At 58.0% G+C, this 17696-nt stretch carries 19 protein-coding genes; 10 read left to right on the forward strand and 9 right to left on the reverse strand.

The genetic code is table 11. The features are described from left to right. Positions 1-282 precede the first annotated feature (282 nt). The 9 genes from hycI to hycA form a co-directional block, all read right to left on the reverse strand. The gene (gene hycI / locus B9Y90_RS15240) at positions 283-765 is read right to left on the reverse strand and encodes a hydrogenase maturation peptidase HycI (protein WP_085541727.1); all 483 of its coding nucleotides are present in this window, start codon (positions 763-765) and stop codon (positions 283-285) included. After that, positions 758-1168, reverse strand: a complete 411-nt coding sequence (locus B9Y90_RS15245) for a formate hydrogenlyase maturation HycH family protein (RefSeq protein ID WP_085541728.1) — start codon at positions 1166-1168, stop codon at positions 758-760. The genes hycI and B9Y90_RS15245 overlap by 8 nt, the downstream gene beginning before the upstream one ends. Further along, positions 1168-1932 carry an NADH-quinone oxidoreductase subunit B family protein gene (locus tag B9Y90_RS15250; protein WP_085541729.1) on the reverse strand — a complete coding sequence of 255 codons (765 nt, stop codon included), beginning with the start codon at positions 1930-1932 and terminating at the stop codon, positions 1168-1170. The genes B9Y90_RS15245 and B9Y90_RS15250 overlap by 1 nt, the downstream gene beginning before the upstream one ends. Beyond that, positions 1932-2474 carry a formate hydrogenlyase complex iron-sulfur subunit gene (locus B9Y90_RS15255; protein ID WP_038477388.1) on the reverse strand — a complete coding sequence of 181 codons (543 nt, stop codon included), beginning with the start codon at positions 2472-2474 and terminating at the stop codon, positions 1932-1934. The genes B9Y90_RS15250 and B9Y90_RS15255 overlap by 1 nt, the downstream gene beginning before the upstream one ends. A gap of 192 nt (positions 2475-2666) precedes the next feature. Beyond that, positions 2667-4376 carry a hydrogenase large subunit gene (locus tag B9Y90_RS15260; protein ID WP_085541730.1) on the reverse strand — a complete coding sequence of 570 codons (1710 nt, stop codon included), beginning with the start codon at positions 4374-4376 and terminating at the stop codon, positions 2667-2669. A gap of 17 nt (positions 4377-4393) precedes the next feature. Then, entirely contained in the window at positions 4394-5320 is a 927-nt protein-coding gene (locus B9Y90_RS15265; RefSeq protein ID WP_085541731.1) for a respiratory chain complex I subunit 1 family protein, read from the reverse strand. Between the two features lie 9 nt (positions 5321-5329). Continuing rightward, the gene (gene hycC, locus B9Y90_RS15270; RefSeq protein ID WP_085541732.1) at positions 5330-7138 is read right to left on the reverse strand and encodes a formate hydrogenlyase subunit 3; all 1809 of its coding nucleotides are present in this window, start codon (positions 7136-7138) and stop codon (positions 5330-5332) included. Further along, the gene (locus tag B9Y90_RS15275) at positions 7135-7740 is read right to left on the reverse strand and encodes a 4Fe-4S dicluster domain-containing protein (RefSeq protein ID WP_039289057.1); all 606 of its coding nucleotides are present in this window, start codon (positions 7738-7740) and stop codon (positions 7135-7137) included. The genes hycC and B9Y90_RS15275 overlap by 4 nt, the downstream gene beginning before the upstream one ends. 88 nt (positions 7741-7828) lie before the next feature. Beyond that, entirely contained in the window at positions 7829-8284 is a 456-nt protein-coding gene (gene hycA, locus B9Y90_RS15280; protein WP_085541733.1) for a formate hydrogenlyase regulator HycA, read from the reverse strand. Positions 8285-8644: 360 nt separating this feature from the next. Here hycA and hypA point away from each other — a divergent pair, with 360 nt between their 5' ends. The 10 genes from hypA to yiiM all read left to right on the forward strand — a co-directional run bounded on the left by hypA (position 8645) and on the right by yiiM (position 17651). After that, positions 8645-9007, forward strand: coding sequence for a hydrogenase maturation nickel metallochaperone HypA (gene hypA, locus B9Y90_RS15285; protein ID WP_039289061.1), 363 nt, complete (start codon positions 8645-8647; stop codon positions 9005-9007). Then, a complete protein-coding gene (gene hypB, locus B9Y90_RS15290; protein ID WP_085541734.1) occupies positions 9000-9863 on the forward strand; it encodes a hydrogenase nickel incorporation protein HypB in 864 nt (287 codons plus the stop codon). The genes hypA and hypB overlap by 8 nt, the downstream gene beginning before the upstream one ends. After that, complete coding sequence (locus B9Y90_RS15295) at positions 9854-10114, forward strand: HypC/HybG/HupF family hydrogenase formation chaperone (RefSeq protein WP_039289065.1); 261 nt, start codon at positions 9854-9856, stop codon at positions 10112-10114. The genes hypB and B9Y90_RS15295 overlap by 10 nt, the downstream gene beginning before the upstream one ends. Then, a complete protein-coding gene (gene hypD / locus B9Y90_RS15300) occupies positions 10114-11235 on the forward strand; it encodes a hydrogenase formation protein HypD (RefSeq protein WP_085541735.1) in 1122 nt (373 codons plus the stop codon). The genes B9Y90_RS15295 and hypD overlap by 1 nt, the downstream gene beginning before the upstream one ends. Further along, entirely contained in the window at positions 11232-12242 is a 1011-nt protein-coding gene (gene hypE, locus B9Y90_RS15305) for a hydrogenase expression/formation protein HypE (protein ID WP_085541736.1), read from the forward strand. The genes hypD and hypE overlap by 4 nt, the downstream gene beginning before the upstream one ends. A gap of 108 nt (positions 12243-12350) precedes the next feature. Beyond that, positions 12351-14435: a formate hydrogenlyase transcriptional activator FlhA gene (gene flhA, locus B9Y90_RS15310; protein WP_085541737.1), complete on the forward strand. Its 2085-nt coding sequence runs from the start codon at positions 12351-12353 to the stop codon at positions 14433-14435. A 45-nt stretch (positions 14436-14480) separates the two neighbouring features. Continuing rightward, positions 14481-14828: an HNH nuclease YajD gene (gene yajD / locus B9Y90_RS15315; protein WP_008457693.1), complete on the forward strand. Its 348-nt coding sequence runs from the start codon at positions 14481-14483 to the stop codon at positions 14826-14828. Between the two features lie 148 nt (positions 14829-14976). Beyond that, positions 14977-15945 (forward strand): chemotaxis protein, encoded by a 969-nt coding sequence (locus B9Y90_RS15320; protein WP_039289080.1) that lies wholly within the window; start codon positions 14977-14979, stop codon positions 15943-15945. A gap of 334 nt (positions 15946-16279) precedes the next feature. Beyond that, on the forward strand, positions 16280-16900 hold the full coding sequence (gene sodA, locus B9Y90_RS15325) for a superoxide dismutase [Mn] (RefSeq protein WP_085541738.1): 621 nt from the start codon (positions 16280-16282) through the stop codon (positions 16898-16900). A gap of 73 nt (positions 16901-16973) precedes the next feature. Beyond that, a complete protein-coding gene (yiiM, locus tag B9Y90_RS15330; RefSeq protein WP_085541739.1) occupies positions 16974-17651 on the forward strand; it encodes a 6-hydroxyaminopurine reductase in 678 nt (225 codons plus the stop codon). The last annotated feature ends 45 nt before the right edge of the window (positions 17652-17696 follow it).

The raw sequence follows: 17696 nt of genomic DNA on the forward strand, positions 1-17696 counted from the left end.
TAAAACGTGCCAGGTTTGCAGGCCGCGTGGTTAGCGGGTTTGACGAGAGGTAAGAGGGATATTCGACACTTTTGACGATGTCATTTTGGTAACAGTAGTCATTAATGACCCTCACCCCGGCCCTCTCCCTGGAAGGGAGAGGGGGAAAAGAATCGGGCTCTTTCTCACATGTAAGCACGGGAAAAGAATCAGGCCCTTTCTCCCCTGTAAGCAGGGGAAAAGTAGTACTGCCGTTCTGATCCCCTCTCCCCCACGGGGAGAGGGTTAGGGTGAGGGGAAAGACTAGAAAGACGTTTCGCTCTCTGAAATCGTGAGGGGCTCATACCCGCCAAAACCCGTCCACGTCGCCAGCCGCTGATAAACCTGCTCCACCGCCGCTTTCACCGCCTCCGTCATCGGGTAGTAAAAGCCGACAATATCCGGCTGAATGCCGAGGAACACCACTTCCCCCACGTCCTCTTTCAGCTGATCGACCAGATAATTAAGCGGCATATTGTGGGTAGTCATCATAAACATCTCGGCGATGTCGTCCGGGTCAATGACGCGGATCTCTCCGGGGTTAAGCATCATGTCGGTGGCATCCACAATCAGCAGCAATTCCGGGCGGAGTTCGCGGATAGCAACCACGTCGTTTTCAGGCGCGCTGCCGCCGTCAATCACCACCCAGTCGCCCTGCGGAGAAGTCTGGCACTTCTCCGCCAGCAGCGGGCCTGCCCCGTCGTCGCCCATCATGCTGTTGCCTACGCAAAGCAGTACCTTAGTCATAACGTCTCCTTACCATCAGGTAGATGGCGGGTTCTTGTTGAATAGCCTGCAGCATGTCGAGCAGCGCCTGGCTCCAGGCTTGCTGTTCCGGGGTCTGCGTCGGCTTAGCGGCATCCAGCGCCCGGGCCAGCATCACCACGTGGTTCTGGTCAATCACGATTTCGCCATAGTGCGGCACGCCGTTCATTTTGCGCCAGGCCTCGCCGTCAGCTTCAAGCGTGGCAATCCACGCCTGATAGGCTTCCAGCGGGCAAACAAGGCTCTCTTTCAGGCAGTCGATCACCCCTAAATGGTGGCCAATCGCCAGACTGTAATAGACCACCTGCTGAGCGTCAGCCGGGGTGTTGTCGTTCTCATCGACAAACTTGCGGCTGAGCTGACAGAACACCACCGACTCACTCATTACACGCGCTCCTGATGAACCAGTTGCTCAAGGTTAGTGACGATTTCCGTCAGGCGTGGGTCGTTTTCCGCGCTCAGCCACTGCTGAACGGCGTCGCCCCCGGTCGTCAGGTTAGTCATGTAGCTGTCGGCAATCTGGCGGCCATAGCGGTAACCGGCCAGGCGGCGAGCGGCGCGGTCAATGCGCACACGCAGCGGCTGAACCATATCCGGGTGGAGGATTTTTGCCGGCTCAACGTCCAGCTCGCTTGCCGGGCGCGCATAGATTTTTTGTTCCAGCAGGCCAAGCGCCATCGCGAAGCCGTACAGCGTGGCGGCAGGCGTTGGCGGGCAACCGGGGATGTAAACATCGACCGGCACGATTTTGTCGGTCCCGCCCCAAACGCAGTAAAGGTCGTGGAAGATCCCGCCGCTGTTGCCGCAGGCGCCGTAAGAGATGCAGATTTTAGGATCGGGCGCCGACTCCCAGGCACGCAGCGCCGGGGAACGCATCGCGCGAGTCACCGCCCCGGTAAACAGCAAAATATCGGCATGGCGCGGGGAAGGAACAACCTTGATCCCAAAGCGTTCTGCGTCGAAAAGTGGCGAAAGCGTAGCAAAAATCTCGATTTCACAACCGTTACAGCCGCCGCAGTCCACGCGGTAAACGTAGGCGGAGCGTTTGATGTTTTTCAGCAGAGATGCCTTCATGCTGGCGATAGATTCGTCCACCGTCATCGGCACCGGAATGCCGTTGTGGTCGCGCGGCCCCAGTAGGTTACTCATTAGCTGGCCTCTCTCATCTGACGGCTAAAGTCGATCCGGTCGGACGACACCAGGCTTTGCTGGCGCTTGCAGTCCGGGCAGGTTTCAAATGCCCCACGGCGGCTTTCCGCGCGGGAATCGCCGTTGTGCTCAAGCAGCGCAATGGCGTAGTCGATCTCTTTTTGCACGGCAAACGGGCGGCCACATTCGCGACAGTTGCACAGCGGGAAGCTGGCCTGCTGCAGGAAGTCGGCTTTGTTCCACACCGCCAGCTCGTACTGCTGTGAGAGCTTGATGGCAGCCGTCGGGCAAACCTCTTCGCAGCGCCCGCAGAAGATGCAGCGTCCGAGGTTAAAGCTCCACTGCAGTTGGCCAGCTGCAAGATCGGTCTCAACGCTCAGGGCGTTGGACGGGCAGGCGTTCACGCAGGCTGCACAGCCAATACATTGCTGTGGGTTGTGCTCGGGCTTGCCGCGAAAATTCGGGTCGACGGCAATGGGCTGGAGAGGGTAAGACTCGGTTGCCACGCCGCCCTTGATGGCTTTTTTGATGAAGTTAAACATGCGTTTTCCTTGTTTGCCTGGTCTTAGAACAACCCCTCACCCTAACCCTCTCCCCTGAGGGGAGAGGAGACAGATCGAGTACGATTCCACCTACTCCCATAAGAAGCGAGAGACAGATCGAAGCCGGTTTTCCCCCTATCCCTTCCAGAGAGAGGGCCGGGGTGAGGGTCAGTCACCGACCAAACACCAAAATCATTTCAGCGGCGAATTGGTGCGCTCAATGCTGTAGCGCTCCAGCTCTTTGTACGGCACCACCTGGCTTTTCTTCTTGCGCACGTCCACCACCGTCATGCGGTCGGTACAGGAGTAGCAAGGATCAAGGCTGCCGATAATCAGCGGCGCGTCCGACACCGTATTGCCGCGCAGCATATAGCGCAGGGTTGGCCAGTTGGCATACGTCGCCGCGCGACAGCGCCAGCGGTACAGCTTCTGGTTGTCGCCGGTCATGCTCCAGTGAATATCGTCCCCGCGCGGTGCCTCTGAGAAGCCCAGGGCAAAGCGGTTTGGAATGTAGGTAAAACCTTCCACGGCGAGCGGGCCGCCCGGCAGGTTATCCAGACCGAAATCAATCATGTTCAGCGCGGTAAAGACTTCATTGATGCGCACTTTCAGGCGCGAAAGCACGTCGCAGCCGTCGAGGCTGTGCACTTCCATCGGCAGCAGACCGTAACCCACAAACGGGTGATCGGCGCGGGTATCGCGGGCGTGGCCGCTGGCGCGCACCATTGGGCCGACGTTGCTGAAATCACGGGCGATTTGCGGGTCAAGGCGGCCAATGCCGACAGTGCGCTGCTCGATGTTCGGCGTGCTCAGCAGAATATCCACCAGATCTTGCACTTCCCGCCGCATTTGCTGGGCGAGCTGACGAGTCTGGATCATGTCGTCTTTCAGCAGGTCGCGGCGAATACCGCCGATCAGGTTCAGGCCATAGGTTTTGCGCGCCCCGGTCAGGATCTCCGCCATCTTCATCGACATTTCACGCACCCGGAAGAACTGCATAAAGCCGGAGTCGAAGCCGACAAAGTGGCAGGCCAGGCCAAGATTCAGCAGGTGGCTGTGCAGGCGCTCAACCTCCAGCAGGATGGCGCGAATCATCTGCGCGCGCTCCGGCACCACAATCCCCATCGCGTTTTCCACCGAGGTGGTATAGGCAGTGCTGTGGGCGAAGCCGCAGATGCCGCACACGCGGTCGGACAGGAAGGTGACTTCGTTGTAGCCCATGCGGGTTTCCGCCAGCTTTTCCATGCCGCGGTGGACGTAGAACAGGCGGTAGTCGGCGTCGATAATGTTTTCGCCATCAACGAACAGGCGGAAGTGGCCGGGTTCATCAGAAGTGACGTGCAGCGGGCCAATCGGCACCACGTTGTTCTTTTTGGTGCCCAGTTCGTTAATGAACTCGTAGGTCTCTTTGTCGGTGGTTGGCGCGGGGCGCTGGCGGTAATCCATGCTGTCTTTACGCAGCGGATAGAGATCGTCCGGCCAGTCATCCGGCAGCACCAGGCGACGCTCATCGGGCAAGCCAACCGGCTGCAGGCCGTACATGTCACGGACTTCACGCTCACCCCAAACGGCAGCAGGCACGCGAGGCGTAACGGACGGGAACTCCGGCTTGTCGGCGTCCACTTCCACACGCACGGTGATCCAGCACTTCACGCCGCTTTCCATCGACAGAACGTAATACACCGCATAGCTGCCGCACAGCTGGCGCTCATCGTTGCCAAACAGCACCGAAAGCCAGCCGCCCTGCTGGTAGTAAAGCCACTCCACCACCTCCGGCAGCATATTGAGCTTCACGGTGACGGTGATTTGGTCTTTGGTCTGCCAGGCTTCGTCGATCACCGCATTCGGGAATTGCTGATGCAGCGCGGCGAGATAGTGTTGACCAATTTTTTCTTCAGACATCGATAGGTTCTCTTAAATCACGCCGCCAGCAAGGAGACGAAGGCTAAAAAGGCAAAGCCAAAACCGGCCCAGGTAATGCGCGAGGTTTCAAGCATCCGCAGGCGCGCCATGCTGTTTTCGAACAGCGCGATAATCAGCACGCCCGCCACCAGCTTCACAATGGCCAGTACCAGGGCGAGGACAAGCCCACCCCAGCTAAAGGCGCTCATTTGCCCCCAGGGCAGGAACACGCCAACAAACATTTGCAGCACAACCAGTTGCTTAAGGGAAATGCCCCACTTCAGCACTGCAAAGCCCGCGCCGCTGTATTCGGACAACGGCCCTTCCTGCAGCTCCTGCTCGGCTTCGGCGAGGTCAAACGGCAGCTTGCCCATTTCAATGAAGGTGGCGAAAGCGCAGGCCGCGAAGGCCAGAATCAGCGTCAGGCTTTGCGCCGTCGGCCAGGCGTGAATGGCCCCGGCGATATTTCTGATGTGCGTGCTGCCGGCCACCTGCGCGGCAACCCACAGGCCAAGCAGCAAAATCGGCTCAACCAGCACACCCAGCATGGCTTCACGGCTCGCGCCAATGCCGGTGAACGGGCTGCCGGTGTCTAACCCGGCGATGGCGAAGAAGAAGCGGGCGATGGCGAACAGGTAAATTAGGGTGATCAGGTCACCTAATGACGGCAGCGGCGAGGCAATCGTCACCACCGGCAAAGCGGTGGCGATGGTGAGCATCACGCCCACCATCACAAACGGCATCAGACGGAAAACCCAGCCAGAGGCGGCAGGGGCCACGCTCTGGCGGCCCAGCAGCTTGAGCAGATCCCGGTATTCCTGCAGCACGCCGGGGCCACGGCGATTATGCAGGCGGGCGCGCGTCACGCGGGTAATCCCGGCCAGCAATGGGGCGGCAAAAAACAGCGCCAGCGCCTGGATAAGAGCGAATAAAAACGTAGTCATATCAGTTCCTCAGGCAACCATCGCCACCAGTAAGACCGCCAGCTCAACCATCGCAAAGCGGCGGAACGTGCCGGACAGGCACTCGCACTGCCAGCCAGGGATCCACTTCACCGGGTTCAGGGTTTGGCGAAGCTTAAGCAAAGGCGCAAACGCCGCTTTTACCGGCTGGGCAAAGCCCGTCGCGGTGATCACCATCGCCTGTTCGTGGTCGTAGCCGCAGACCCAGGCCGAGCCACGAGAGCGGTTTGGCAAACGGTCACCGCGGAAAACGATCATCAAAATAAACGGCAGCAGCGGAGAGGCGATCAGCAGCAGCGTTATCATCGGCTGAGACACGGCGGTATGCGCCGGTTGCAGAGGCAACGGTACGGCGTGCTGAAGCAGAGGCAGCAGCCATGGGGCAGCAACCCCGGCAACCACGCAGCACGCGGCAAGCAGGGCGACGGAGACGTTCATTAGCCACGGCGCAGAGGTCGCGTTTTCCGCTTGCTGAGTACGGGGCGCGCCGAGGAAGGTGACGCCATACACTTTCGCCATGCACATCACCGCCAGCGCGCCGGTGATTGCCAGCCCCACGGCCAGCAGCGGCCCGATAAAGCGGCCCACAAACAGCGGCAGGCTGCCGAGACGGAAGAAGGACTGATAGATGACCCATTCCCCGGCAAAGCCGTTCAGCGGCGGCAGCGCGGCCATCGCCATCAGCCCGACCAGCATCGCCAACGAAATAACCGGCATGCGTTTACCGATCCCGCCCAGCTTCTCAATATCCCGATGACCGGTGCGGAACCACACCGCGCCTGCGCCGAGGAACAGCGTGGTTTTAAACAGGCTATGGTTGAACAGATGATAAAGGCCGCCGGTCATGCCCAGCGCCACCAGTACCGGCTCATGCAGCGCGATACCGATCAGGCCGCAGCCCAGACCCAGCAAAATAATGCCGATGTTCTCAAGGGAGTGATAAGCCAGCAGGCGGTTGATGTTGTGCTCCATCAGCGCATAAAGCCCGCCGATAAACGCGGTAATCATGCCAACCACCACCACCAGCACGCCCCACCACAGCGGCAGCGTATTACTGATAAGCGAGAAGCTCATGATGCCGTAGAGGCCGATCTTCAACACCACGGCGGAGAACAGCGCGGCGGCTGGCGCGGAGGCATTCGCATGCGCCTGCGGCACCCAGCCGTGCAGCGGAATAATCCCGGCAAGCAGCCCGAAACCGAGCAGCGCGAGGATCAGTACCGGAGCCGGCAGCGGCGCGCCGTTGAGGAGATGACGCAGATCGCCATAGCCCAGGGTGCCGTAGCGCTGCCACAGCAGCCAGCAGGCGATGACCAGCAGCACGGTGCCGAGGCGGCCAAGCGCAAACCACAGCTGCCCGGACTTCTGGCAGCCGGTGAGAAAATACCCCGCCAGGGAGATAATTTCTGCCATCGCTACCAGGGTGACAAAGTTGTCAGCCACCAGCGCAGCCACGCTTGCCGCCAGGATTAAGTTAATCAGCAGGCCGTTGGCTTTTACCGCAGGATGGCGATGCCAGGCGCAGTTATAGACGGAAATAAATAGGCCGCTAATCGCCACCGTCACCAGCCAGACGCCGTTAAAAGCGTTGAGCTGCAGGTGCCAGTGCCAAATTTGCGCATCGCCGCTGAAGCCCAGCAGCGCTTGCACGCCCGCAATCAGCAAAAGTACGGCGCTGATTGCACCGCCAATACCGCCGATAAAGCCGCTAACGGGCTTTGAAAATGCCAGAACGCCGGCCAACACAGCGCTGGTGACAAATCCCAAAAGCGCCCAGTGAATCAGTAAAAAAGCATTCATTTTCTCGCCTCTGGCTGGGTAAACAGGGTCAAGTCGCCGAGCGACGCGCCAAGCGTCAGTTCACGTTTGCGCTTGCTGGCCTGGGCGATGTCTTTGTTGTCGATCAGCCGCAGCGCCTTGGTCGGGCAGGTGCGAATGCAGGCCGGGCCGCTTTCGTCGAAGCTACACAGATCGCATTTCACCGCGATAGCGCGAACGCCGGGAACCCAGTCCAGCAGCGGGCTGACGCGAGCCGGGGCCGGAGGCGCAGGTGGCGCTTTCGGGCTGTTCACGTTGGCGGGAATATGCAGCGGGCGGCTGCCGGAAAATTCAATGGCGCCGAAGGGGCAGGCGATACCGCAAAGTTTGCAGCTTACGCACAGGCTTTCATTCAGCTGCACAGCGCCGTCCACGCGGGTTATCGCGTTGACCGGGCAAACCCCGGCGCAGGGGGCGTCCTCGCAGTGATGGCACATCTGCGGCGCAGATTCATTCAGGTTGCGCATGACCTTCAGACGAGGCATGGACTGCAGGCCGTGCAGGCGGTGCGTTTCAGCGCAGGCCGCTTCGCAGGTATGGCAGCCCATACACAATTTTGAGTCAGCGATTACAAAACGGTTCACCAGTTCTTCCTCAGGTGACAATCGTCATTTTTGACGAAAACATGCCGAAAAGCTGCCGATTCGACAGTTCTCGACACCCCAGATCTCTTCATGCCACGGCGGACTGCTGAAGCAGCGTCATGGACAGCGGGGTGTTTTGTTGCACGGCCAGATAAAGGCTGTCGTACACCGGGCGGATTAGCTCGAGGTAGTGTTCCAGCACTTTCTCGCGATCGCGGTTGCTGACGGTATTATCAATCAGTCCGTCATCGTCGATAGTCGCCTTGGCAATCAGCACGTTATCGCTGCCGTCGCGCAGTTCGATGCTGTACTCGATGGTGTGGCTGTTAAAGCCTTCGGCGAGGTTGATTTGAATGACGAAGTGGTCAAATAAGAAGAAGCGCAGGCTTTCGTCCGGGTTGCAGCCCACTGCGTGATGCAGCTTCGCTTTGGATAAGGTGATCCCCTGAATCAGGGTGTTGCCGTACAGGTGCCACTGCGAAAGCAGGCGCTGGTGCTTGTCGGCGATGTATTCGGCTTTTTCGCTCAGTTCCCAAATGTTCATGTTTTGTTCGCTCTGTTAATGCTTGTCCCTCCGTAAGGCACGTTTCGTGCCATGTTTTTAATTTATTGTTTTTAAATAGATTTAACCGATAAAAGTGTCTTGGGTGAGACGAATGACATGTCATTTCGTCATCTTTGACTTTGGCTGACGGCACTTTTTACCCTCACCCTAACCCTCTCCCTGGAAGGGAGAGGGGATAAAAGTAGGCCAGGCTACTCCCGGAAGGGAGAGGGGAATAAACGTTCCCTTTTCTTAAAAGAATTCCCCCTCGCCCCTTTGGGGAGAGGGCCGGGGTGAGGGGCAAAGAAAAAGCCTGGCACCGTCCTTGCATTACCTGCCCCAGTTAACCCCGGAGGCCCCATGCACGAAATCACCCTTTGCCAGCGCGCAGTCGAACTTATCGAAAACCATGCCCGCCAGAACAATGCCCGTCGCGTGACCGGCGTCTGGCTGGAGGTCGGCGCCTTTTCGTGCGTGGAAACCAGCGCCCTGGAGTTTTGCTTTGATCTGGTTTGCCGCGGCACCCTGGCGGAAGGCTGCGAACTGCATATCCACCAGCAGGAAGCCGAATGCTGGTGCCATGACTGCCAGCAGTTCGTCACCTTACTGACCCAGCGCGTGAAGTGCTGCCCCAACTGTAACGGCAGCAGCCTGCGCATCGTGGCGGATGACGGCATGCAGATTAAGCGTCTGGAAATCGATCAGGAGATAGCTCATGTGTAGCACTTGCGGTTGCGGTGAAGGCAACCTGTACATTGAAGGGGACGAGCGCAATCCTCACTCTGGCTTTCGCAGCGCCCCGTTTGCCCCGGCGGCACGCCCGCTGCAGCAGATAACCGGCGTCAAGTTTGCCCCTACGGCCGACGAACAGGGCGACCTGCATTACGGCCACGGCGCGGCAGGTACCCACGCACCGGGAATGACTCAGCGTAAGATGCTGGAGATTGAGCTGAACGTGCTCGACAAAAATAACCAGCTTGCCGCCCATAACCGCGACGGTTTTACCAGCCAGAATCAGCTGGTGCTGAACCTGGTCTCCAGCCCCGGCTCCGGCAAAACCACCCTGCTTACCGAAACGCTGAAACGCCTGAATGCCAAAGTGCCGTGCGCGGTTATCGAAGGCGATCAGCAAACGGTGAACGACGCCGCGCGCATCCGCGAGACCGGCACGCCGGCCATTCAGGTCAACACCGGGAAAGGCTGCCATCTTGATGCCCAGATGATTCGCGATGCCATGCTGCGCCTGCCGCTTGAGCGCAACGGCGTGCTGTTTATCGAAAACGTCGGCAACCTGGTTTGCCCGGCGAGCTTTGATTTAGGCGAGCGCCACAAGGTCGCGGTGCTGTCGGTGACGGAAGGCGAAGATAAGCCGCTGAAATATCCTCATATGTTCGCCGCAGCGTCACTGATGCTGCTGAACAAAATCGATCTGCTGCCGTACCTGCAGTTCGACGTCAGCAAGTGCTTAGCTTTTGCCCGCGAGGTCAATCCGGACATCAAAATTATTCTGGTTTCCGCGACCAGCGGCGAAGGGATGGACGCGTGGCTTAACTGGCTGGAGGCGGAGCGATGTGCATAGGCATTCCGGGGCAGATTGTTGAGCGCCTGGCAGACGGCAGCGCGAAAGTGGACGTCTGCGGCGTGCAGCGCGACGTGAATTTAGCGCTGGTGGGCGACGCCGCCGTGGGGCAATGGGTTTTGGTTCACGTCGGGTTTGCCATGAGCATTATTGACGAAGCCGAGGCGCGGGACACGCTGGATGCCCTGCAAAACATGTTCGAGGTTGAACCGGACGTCGGCGCGCTACTTTACGGTGAGGAGCGTCGCTGATGCGCTACGTCGATGAATACCGCGATCCTGACCGTGTGATGCAGCTGATTGAAACGCTGAAAGCACGCGCCCTGCTGCTGAACTACACGGCGAGCCACCCGCTGCGCATCATGGAAGTTTGCGGCGGCCATACCCACGCTATTTTTAAATTCGGTCTCGATCAGCTGCTGCCGGAAAACATCGAGTTTATTCACGGCCCCGGCTGCCCGGTTTGCGTGTTGCCGATGGGCAGAATCGACAGCTGCATTGAGATAGCCAGCCACCCGGAAGTGATTTTTTGCACCTTTGGGGATGCGATGCGCGTACCGGGTAAAAACGGTTCGCTGATGCAGGCGAAGGCGCGAGGCGCGGACGTCAGGGTGATTTACTCGCCCATGGACGCTCTGACGCTGGCTCGCCAGAACCCGGAGCGCAAAGTGGTGTTCTTTGGCCTCGGCTTTGAAACCACCATGCCCGCCACGGCGATCACCCTTCAACAGGCGAAGTCGCAGGGCATCGATAACTTCTATTTCTTCTGCCAGCACATCACGCTGATCCCGACGTTGCGCAGCCTGCTTTCCCAGCCCGATAACGGCATCGGCGCTTTCCTGGCACCGGGGCACGTCAGCATGGTGATTGGCACCGAAGCCTATGACTTTATCGCCTCTGAGCACCAGCGTCCGCTGGTGGTGGCTGGTTTTGAACCGCTCGATCTGCTGCAGGGCGTGCTGATGCTGGTCGAGCAAAAAATCAGGCAGCGCAGCCTGGTAGAAAACCAGTATCGCCGGGTCGTGCCGGAAGAAGGCAATTTGCTTGCACAGAAGGCGATAAGCGAAGTGTTTACGGTGCGCGGCGAAGCGGAATGGCGCGGCCTGGGCGTGATCGGCGATTCCGGCGTGAGGCTCACCGAAGCGTATCGTCAGTTTGATGCCGAAGACCATTTCCAGCCCAAACCGCAGCGGGTTTACGACGACCCGAAAGCCCGCTGCGGCGACGTGCTTACCGGGCGCTGCAAGCCGCAGCAATGCCCGCTGTTTGGCCGCGACTGTAACCCGCAAAACGCCTTCGGCGCGCTGATGGTCTCCTCCGAAGGAGCCTGCGCGGCGTGGTATCAGTACCGTTCTCAGGAGTGTGAAGTATGAAAACCGTTGAGCTGGCCCACGGCAGCGGCGGCCAGGCGATGCAACAGCTGATCGCCAGCCTGTTTATGCGGGCTTTTGATAATCCGTGGCTGGCGGAACAGGAAGATCAGTCGCGGCTTTCGCTGGCAGAACTGACCGCCAGCGGTGACCGGCTGGCATTTTCTACCGATAGCTATGTTATCGATCCGCTGTTTTTCCCCGGCGGGGATATCGGCAAGCTGGCCGTGTGCGGCACGGCGAACGACGTCGCGGTGAGCGGGGCTACACCGCGTTGGCTGTCGTGCGGTTTTATCCTTGAAGAAGGCCTGCCGTTTGAAACGCTGGAGCGCGTGGTCACCAGCATGGCGAATGCGGCGCGCTCGGCGAATATCGCCATCGTAACCGGCGATACCAAAGTCGTACCGCGCGGCGCGGCGGACAAGCTGTTTATCAATACCGCCGGAATAGGCGCTATTCCTGCAGGCGTTAACTGGGGCGCGGCTCAGATCAAAACAGGGGATCTGCTTATCGTCAGCGGTACGCTCGGCGACCACGGCGCAACCATTCTCAACCTGCGCGAGAAGCTGGGTCTGGACGGCGATCTGCAAAGTGATTGCGCGGTGCTGGCGCCGATGATCGCCCCGCTGCTACAAATTCCCGGCGTAAAAGCGCTGCGGGACGCCACGCGCGGCGGGGTAAACGCCGTTCTGCATGAGTTTGCCGACACCAGCGGCTGCGGGATGGAAATCAGCGAAAACAAACTGCCGCTGAACCCGGCGGTGCGCGGCGTCTGCGAGCTGCTTGGGCTGGATGCGTTAAATTTTGCTAATGAAGGCAAGCTGGTTATCGCTGCGTCTCCTGAGTCCGCCCCGGCAATTATTCAGGCATTACAGCAGCATCCTTGCGGCAAACAGGCGGCTGTTGTGGGTGAGGTTGTGGAGCGAAAAGGCGTGCGTGTGACCGGGCTTTATGGCGTAAAACGCACGCTCGATCTGCCGCATTTTGAACCCTTACCGCGCATTTGTTGACCTGCACCAGTACGCATCCACGCAACGCTGACTAAACTTAAACAATATTTATATTAATTATATTTTTTAGCCCTGCGCCCGCGCGGGGCATTTCAATGGAAAGCAAAAATGTCATACACGCCGATGAGCGATCTCGGGCAGCAAGGGTTGTTTGATATCACCCGCACGCTGCTCCAGCAGCCCGATCTCAACGAACTCGCCAGCAGCCTGACGCAGCTGGTGAAACAGGGCGCGCTGGCCGATCGCGTTAACATCCTGCTTTACCATCCTCAGCATCAGCGGGTGAGCTTTTACGGCAAGGATAAACACGGCAAGGAACTGCACTACGAAGATGAAATGGCACTGGCCAACGGCCCGGTACGCCGCATACTGTCTCGCCCGGAGGCATTGATTTGCAGCCAGCAAGAGTTCGATGAAACCTGGCCGCAAATGGCGAGCCTGGATCTGTACGCCTCTTTTGGCCGTTACTGCCTTTTGCCCCTGGCCTCAGAAGGAAAAATCTTTGGGGGCTGCGAATTTATCCGCAATCGGGCTGACGCCTGGACGGAAAAAGAGCTGAACCGACTTTATACCCTGGCGCAAATTGTCGGCCTGGTGACCGAGCAAATCCAGACCCGGCTCAATTCGAGCCACGATCACCAGTTATTGTGCCAGGAGCGCGACGATTTTCGCATCCTGGTGGCCGTCACCAACGCGGTATTGTCGAAGCTGGACCTGGACGAACTGATAAGCGAGATTGCCCGCGAAATTCACTACCACTTCGCCATTGATTCCATCAGCATCGTGCTGAAAAGCAGCCGCAAATCGCGGCTCACGCTTCACTCCACTCATTTTGTTGATGAAGCCTCGCCGATTCACGATCAAAGCGATGTGCTTGAAGAAGGCACCCTGTCAGAACGCGTCTTTAAAAGCGGCGAAATGCTGCTGCTCAACCTTTGCCCTGGCGACAAACTGGCGCCGTATGAGCGGATGCTGCTGGAGATGTGGGACAACAAACCACAGACGCTTTGCCTGCTGCCGCTGAAGTTCGGCCCCAATATGCTGGGCGTCCTGAAGCTTGCCAAATGCAGCGAGCAGGGCTTTACGCCAGCCAACCTCAAGCTGCTGCGCCAGATTGCCGAACGTATTGCCATCGCGGTGGATAACGCCCTCGCCTACCAGGAAATCAACCGCCTCAAAGAGAATCTAGTGGATGAAAATCTCTACCTTACCGAGCAAATCAATAACGTCGACAGCGATTTTGGCGAAATTATCGGGCGCGGCGAGGCGATGTCTATTGTGCTTAAGCAAGTTGAGATGGTGGCCAGCAGCGACAGCACCGTGCTGATCCTCGGCGAAACCGGCACCGGTAAAGAGCTAATTGCCCGGGCGATCCATAACCTGAGCGAGCGCAACAGCCGCCGAATGGTAAAGATCAACTGTGCCGCGATGCCCGCTGGGCTGCTGGAAAGCGACCTGTTCGGCCACGAGCGCGGGGCGTTTACCGGGGCGAACAATCAGCGCATCGGCCGCTTTGAGCTGGCGGACAAAAGTTCGTTGTTCCTCGACGAAGTGGGCGATATGCCGCTTGAACTGCAGCCCAAGCTGCTGCGGGTGCTGCAAGAGCAGGAGTTCGAGCGCCTCGGCAGCAATAAGATTCAGGAAGTGGACGTACGCCTGATCGCCGCCACTAACCGCAACCTGAAAGAGATGGTGGCCGACCGGGAGTTCCGCAGCGATCTCTATTACCGGCTGAACGTGTTTCCTATCACTCTGCCACCGCTGCGCGAACGCCCGGAAGATATCCCGCTGCTGGTGAAATCCTTCACCTTCAAAATAGCCCGCCGCCTGAACCGCAACATCGACAGTATTCCGGCGGAAACGCTGCGCGCCCTGAGCCGCATGGAGTGGCCAGGCAACGTGCGTGAGCTGGAAAACGTGATTGAACGGGCGGTGCTGTTAACCCGGGGCAGCGTGCTGCATCTTTCCCTGCCGGAAATGGATCACCGCCCTCCCCTGGAACGCCATATTTCTCCGGGTGTGGAAGAAGAGAGACGTGAAGATGAGGACGAGTACGAGCGCATCCTGCGCGTACTGAAAGAGGCTAACGGCGTGGTGGCCGGGCCTCGTGGCGCTGCCCAGCGCTTAGGACTGAAGCGCACCACGTTACTTTCCCGGATGAAGCGCCTGGGGATTGATAAAGACGCGCTTTAGCCGGAAACTGGGCATAACCCTACATTTTTGTCTGGAACCTGAATCATGGCGATTATCCCCAAGAACTATACGCGGCTGGAAAGCGGTTACCGCGAAAAGGCGCTGAAGCTTTTTCCGTGGGTCTGCGGGCGCTGCTCCCGCGAGTTTGTCTATTCCAATCTGCGTGAACTGACCGTTCACCATATGGACCACGATCACACCAATAACCCGGAAGATGGCAGCAATTGGGAGCTTTTGTGCCTGTATTGCCACGATCATGAACATTCAAAATACACCGAGGCCGACCAGTATGGCTCCACGGTGATTGCCGGAGAGGACGCGCAAAAGGACGTGGGCGAAGCAACCTATAATCCGTTTGCCGACCTTAAAGCGATGCTGAATAAGAAAAAGTAAGCGCCCTCCGCTTAGAGGGATATCACGTCCCTCTAAGCGAAATCATTTCGCCTTTTCCCTTCATTTTTTCCAGACGCTGCCGATAACTTAGACAAGCATTCACTCCGTACGGTTGGGTTCTGAGGCCGGGTTATCACTTGAGGTTAAAATGGATAGTTTTCAGAAAGATATCGATGAAAGGGCCAACCTGGCGTTATCCAACAAGTTCGAGCTGCTGCTGTTCCGCTTAGGCACCAGCCAGCACGACAGCAAGTCCGAGCTGTACGGCATCAACGTTTTTAAGCTGCGTGAAATTGTGCCGATGCCGAAGATTAACCGTGCCGCAGGCATGGAATCGCCGCTGCTGGGCATGGCCAACATTCGCGATCAGATTATCCCGGTCATCGATCTACCTGCCGTGACGGGTTGTAAGCCGACCACTGGCCTGAATTTATTACTGATCACCGAATATGCCCGCAGCACCCAGGCGTTTGCCGTGGAGTCCGTGGAGAACATTATTCGCCTCGACTGGAGCCAGGTGCACGCCGCCGAAGCAGGGGTCAGCAGCCGCAACATCACCAGCATCGCCACAATTGACGACCCGTTGACCGGTAAAGACCTCGCGCTGGTGCTGGACGTGGAGCAGATCCTTTATGACATTATCCCGTCCGGGAGAGATGTGAATATCGCGGCTATCGAAGAGAAGACCTATACCCTGAAGCCTGGCGCGGTGGCTATCGTCGCCGAAGATTCCAAAGTGGCGCGTTCGATGCTGGAGCAGGGCCTGAAGGGGATGGGCATTCCGGCCATCATGCACGCAACCGGCCTGGAAGCCTGGGAAAAAATCAAGCTTATTGCCGCCGATGCCAAAGCGTCCGGCACGCCGATCACCGACAAAATCGGCCTGGTGCTGACCGACATCGAGATGCCGGAGATGGACGGTTTTACCCTGACCCGCAACATTAAGACCGAGCCTTCGCTGAAGCACATTCCGGTGGTGATCCACTCCTCGCTGTCCGGCAGCGCCAACGAAGATCACGTCCGTAAAGTCGGTGCCAACGGCTATGTCGCCAAGTTTGACGTCGCCGAGCTTTCTTCCGTCATCCACAAAGCGCTGGAAGACGCCGCCACCCGCTAAGAATTAAGCAAAAGGCCCGGAAACCGGGCCTTTTCTCTATTTGAGCCAGAACACTTCTTTGAGCGAGTCCCCACGATAGCCATCACCGCCAGTTATCTCCTCTTCATATCTTCGCGTCACGACCGGGTAACAATTCGCCGTTACTCTGAAAAAATGGCTTTTTACCCGCTGCGTTATAGCCGTAAGCCGTGGTTTCATGAAGAAAAGTTATAACCACACGCTAAGTACGGCATTGATAAACATTTTCAATATCATTTAATTAACTATAATGAACCGACTGATTACGCGGCGTTAACAGCATTACAGCCGCTCTACGTTAATGGAGACGATGAATATGAGCTATACACTGCCATCCCTGCCTTACGCTTACGACGCGCTGGAACCGCATTTCGACAAAGAAACCATGGAAATCCACCACAGCAAACACCACCAGGCTTATGTCAACAACGCGAACGCCGCGCTGGAATCCCTGCCTGAGTTTGCCAGCCTGTCTGCTGAAGAACTGATCGCTAAACTGGATCAGCTGCCTGCGGATAAGAAAACCGTGCTGCGTAACAACGCCGGTGGCCACGCTAACCACAGCTTCTTCTGGAAAGGCCTGAAAAAAGGCACCGAGCTGAAAGGTGACCTGAAAGCCGCTATCGAGCGCGATTTCGGCAGCGTTGACGCGTTCAAAGCTGAGTTCGAAAAAGCAGCCGCTACCCGTTTCGGCTCCGGCTGGGCGTGGCTGGTGCTGAAAGGCGACAAACTGGCTGTAGTGTCTACTGCTAACCAGGACAGCCCGCTGATGGGCGAAGCTATCTCCGGCGCTTCCGGCTTCCCGATTGTGAGCCTGGACGTTTGGGAACACGCTTACTACCTGAAATTCCAGAACCGTCGCCCGGACTACGCGAAAGAGTTCTGGAACGTGGTTAACTGGGACGAAGCAGCAGCACGTTTCGCCGCTAAAAAATAAGGTTGCAATACGACCTTAGAGAAGCGAGCCTGATGGCTCGCTTTTTTTATGTCTATCTCGCAGGGAGTCGCTTATGCATCGCTATCCACTTCAGGTTTACGTTGGCCAGATCCGTGATTACGAAGGGAGTCGGCCCAGCGCCATCGCCAAGGTTCAGGTGGACGGCGAACTCCGTCTGACCGAGCTTGGGCTGGAGGGCGACGAGCAGGCGGAGAAGGTGATTCACGGCGGGCCGGACAGGGCGCTGTGCCACTATCCACGCGAGCATTATCAGTACTGGGCGCAACTCTTCCCGGAAAAAGCGGAGCTGTTTAACGCCCCGGCCTTCGGCGAAAACCTGTCCACGGAAGGGATGACGGAAAAGAACGTCTGTATGGGTGATATTTACCGCTGGGGTGAAGCGCTGATTCAGGTGACTCAGCCTCGTTCGCCCTGCTTTAAGCTGAACTACCATTTTGGCGTAGAGGATATGGCAACGCGGATGCAGGAAGCGGGCTACTGCGGCTGGCTTTATAGAGTGATTCTGGCGGGGAATGTTTCCGCCGATGCACCGCTGGAGCTGGTTTCCCGCGTTAGCGATGTAACGGTGGCAGAAGCTATCGCCATTGCCTGGCATATGCCTTTTGATGATTCGCAATATCATAGGCTTTTGTCTGCAGCAGGACTGTCGGTAAGCTGGAGTAGAACGATGCAGAAACGGCGGATTTCAGGGAAGATCGAGGATAATTCGCGGCGTTTGTTCGGGAAGTAACGGCCCCTCACCCCAGCCCTCTCCCCAAAGGGGAGAGGGGGGTAG

Origin of the sequence: Cedecea sp. NFIX57, from assembly GCF_900177785.1 — a bacterium.
In the GTDB taxonomy this organism is placed as follows: Bacteria; Pseudomonadota; Gammaproteobacteria; order Enterobacterales; family Enterobacteriaceae; genus Cedecea; species Cedecea neteri_C.

Coding starts and splice junctions, on each gene's coding strand:
- yajD (WP_008457693.1), top strand. CDS start 14,481: ATGGCGATTATCCCCAAGAACTATACGCGGCTGGAAAGCGGTTACCGC.
- hypB (WP_085541734.1), top strand. CDS start 9,000: ATGTGTAGCACTTGCGGTTGCGGTGAAGGCAACCTGTACATTGAAGGG.
- hypD (WP_085541735.1), top strand. CDS start 10,114: ATGCGCTACGTCGATGAATACCGCGATCCTGACCGTGTGATGCAGCTG.
- hycI (WP_085541727.1), bottom strand. CDS start 765: ATGACTAAGGTACTGCTTTGCGTAGGCAACAGCATGATGGGCGACGAC.
- B9Y90_RS15250 (WP_085541729.1), bottom strand. CDS start 1,932: ATGAGTAACCTACTGGGGCCGCGCGACCACAACGGCATTCCGGTGCCG.
- flhA (WP_085541737.1), top strand. CDS start 12,351: ATGTCATACACGCCGATGAGCGATCTCGGGCAGCAAGGGTTGTTTGAT.
- hypA (WP_039289061.1), top strand. CDS start 8,645: ATGCACGAAATCACCCTTTGCCAGCGCGCAGTCGAACTTATCGAAAAC.
- B9Y90_RS15255 (WP_038477388.1), bottom strand. CDS start 2,474: ATGTTTAACTTCATCAAAAAAGCCATCAAGGGCGGCGTGGCAACCGAG.
- B9Y90_RS15245 (WP_085541728.1), bottom strand. CDS start 1,168: ATGAGTGAGTCGGTGGTGTTCTGTCAGCTCAGCCGCAAGTTTGTCGAT.
- hycA (WP_085541733.1), bottom strand. CDS start 8,284: ATGAACATTTGGGAACTGAGCGAAAAAGCCGAATACATCGCCGACAAG.
- B9Y90_RS15320 (WP_039289080.1), top strand. CDS start 14,977: ATGGATAGTTTTCAGAAAGATATCGATGAAAGGGCCAACCTGGCGTTA.
- B9Y90_RS15295 (WP_039289065.1), top strand. CDS start 9,854: ATGTGCATAGGCATTCCGGGGCAGATTGTTGAGCGCCTGGCAGACGGC.
- yiiM (WP_085541739.1), top strand. CDS start 16,974: ATGCATCGCTATCCACTTCAGGTTTACGTTGGCCAGATCCGTGATTAC.
- B9Y90_RS15265 (WP_085541731.1), bottom strand. CDS start 5,320: ATGACTACGTTTTTATTCGCTCTTATCCAGGCGCTGGCGCTGTTTTTT.
- B9Y90_RS15260 (WP_085541730.1), bottom strand. CDS start 4,376: ATGTCTGAAGAAAAAATTGGTCAACACTATCTCGCCGCGCTGCATCAG.
- hypE (WP_085541736.1), top strand. CDS start 11,232: ATGAAAACCGTTGAGCTGGCCCACGGCAGCGGCGGCCAGGCGATGCAA.
- hycC (WP_085541732.1), bottom strand. CDS start 7,138: ATGAATGCTTTTTTACTGATTCACTGGGCGCTTTTGGGATTTGTCACC.
- sodA (WP_085541738.1), top strand. CDS start 16,280: ATGAGCTATACACTGCCATCCCTGCCTTACGCTTACGACGCGCTGGAA.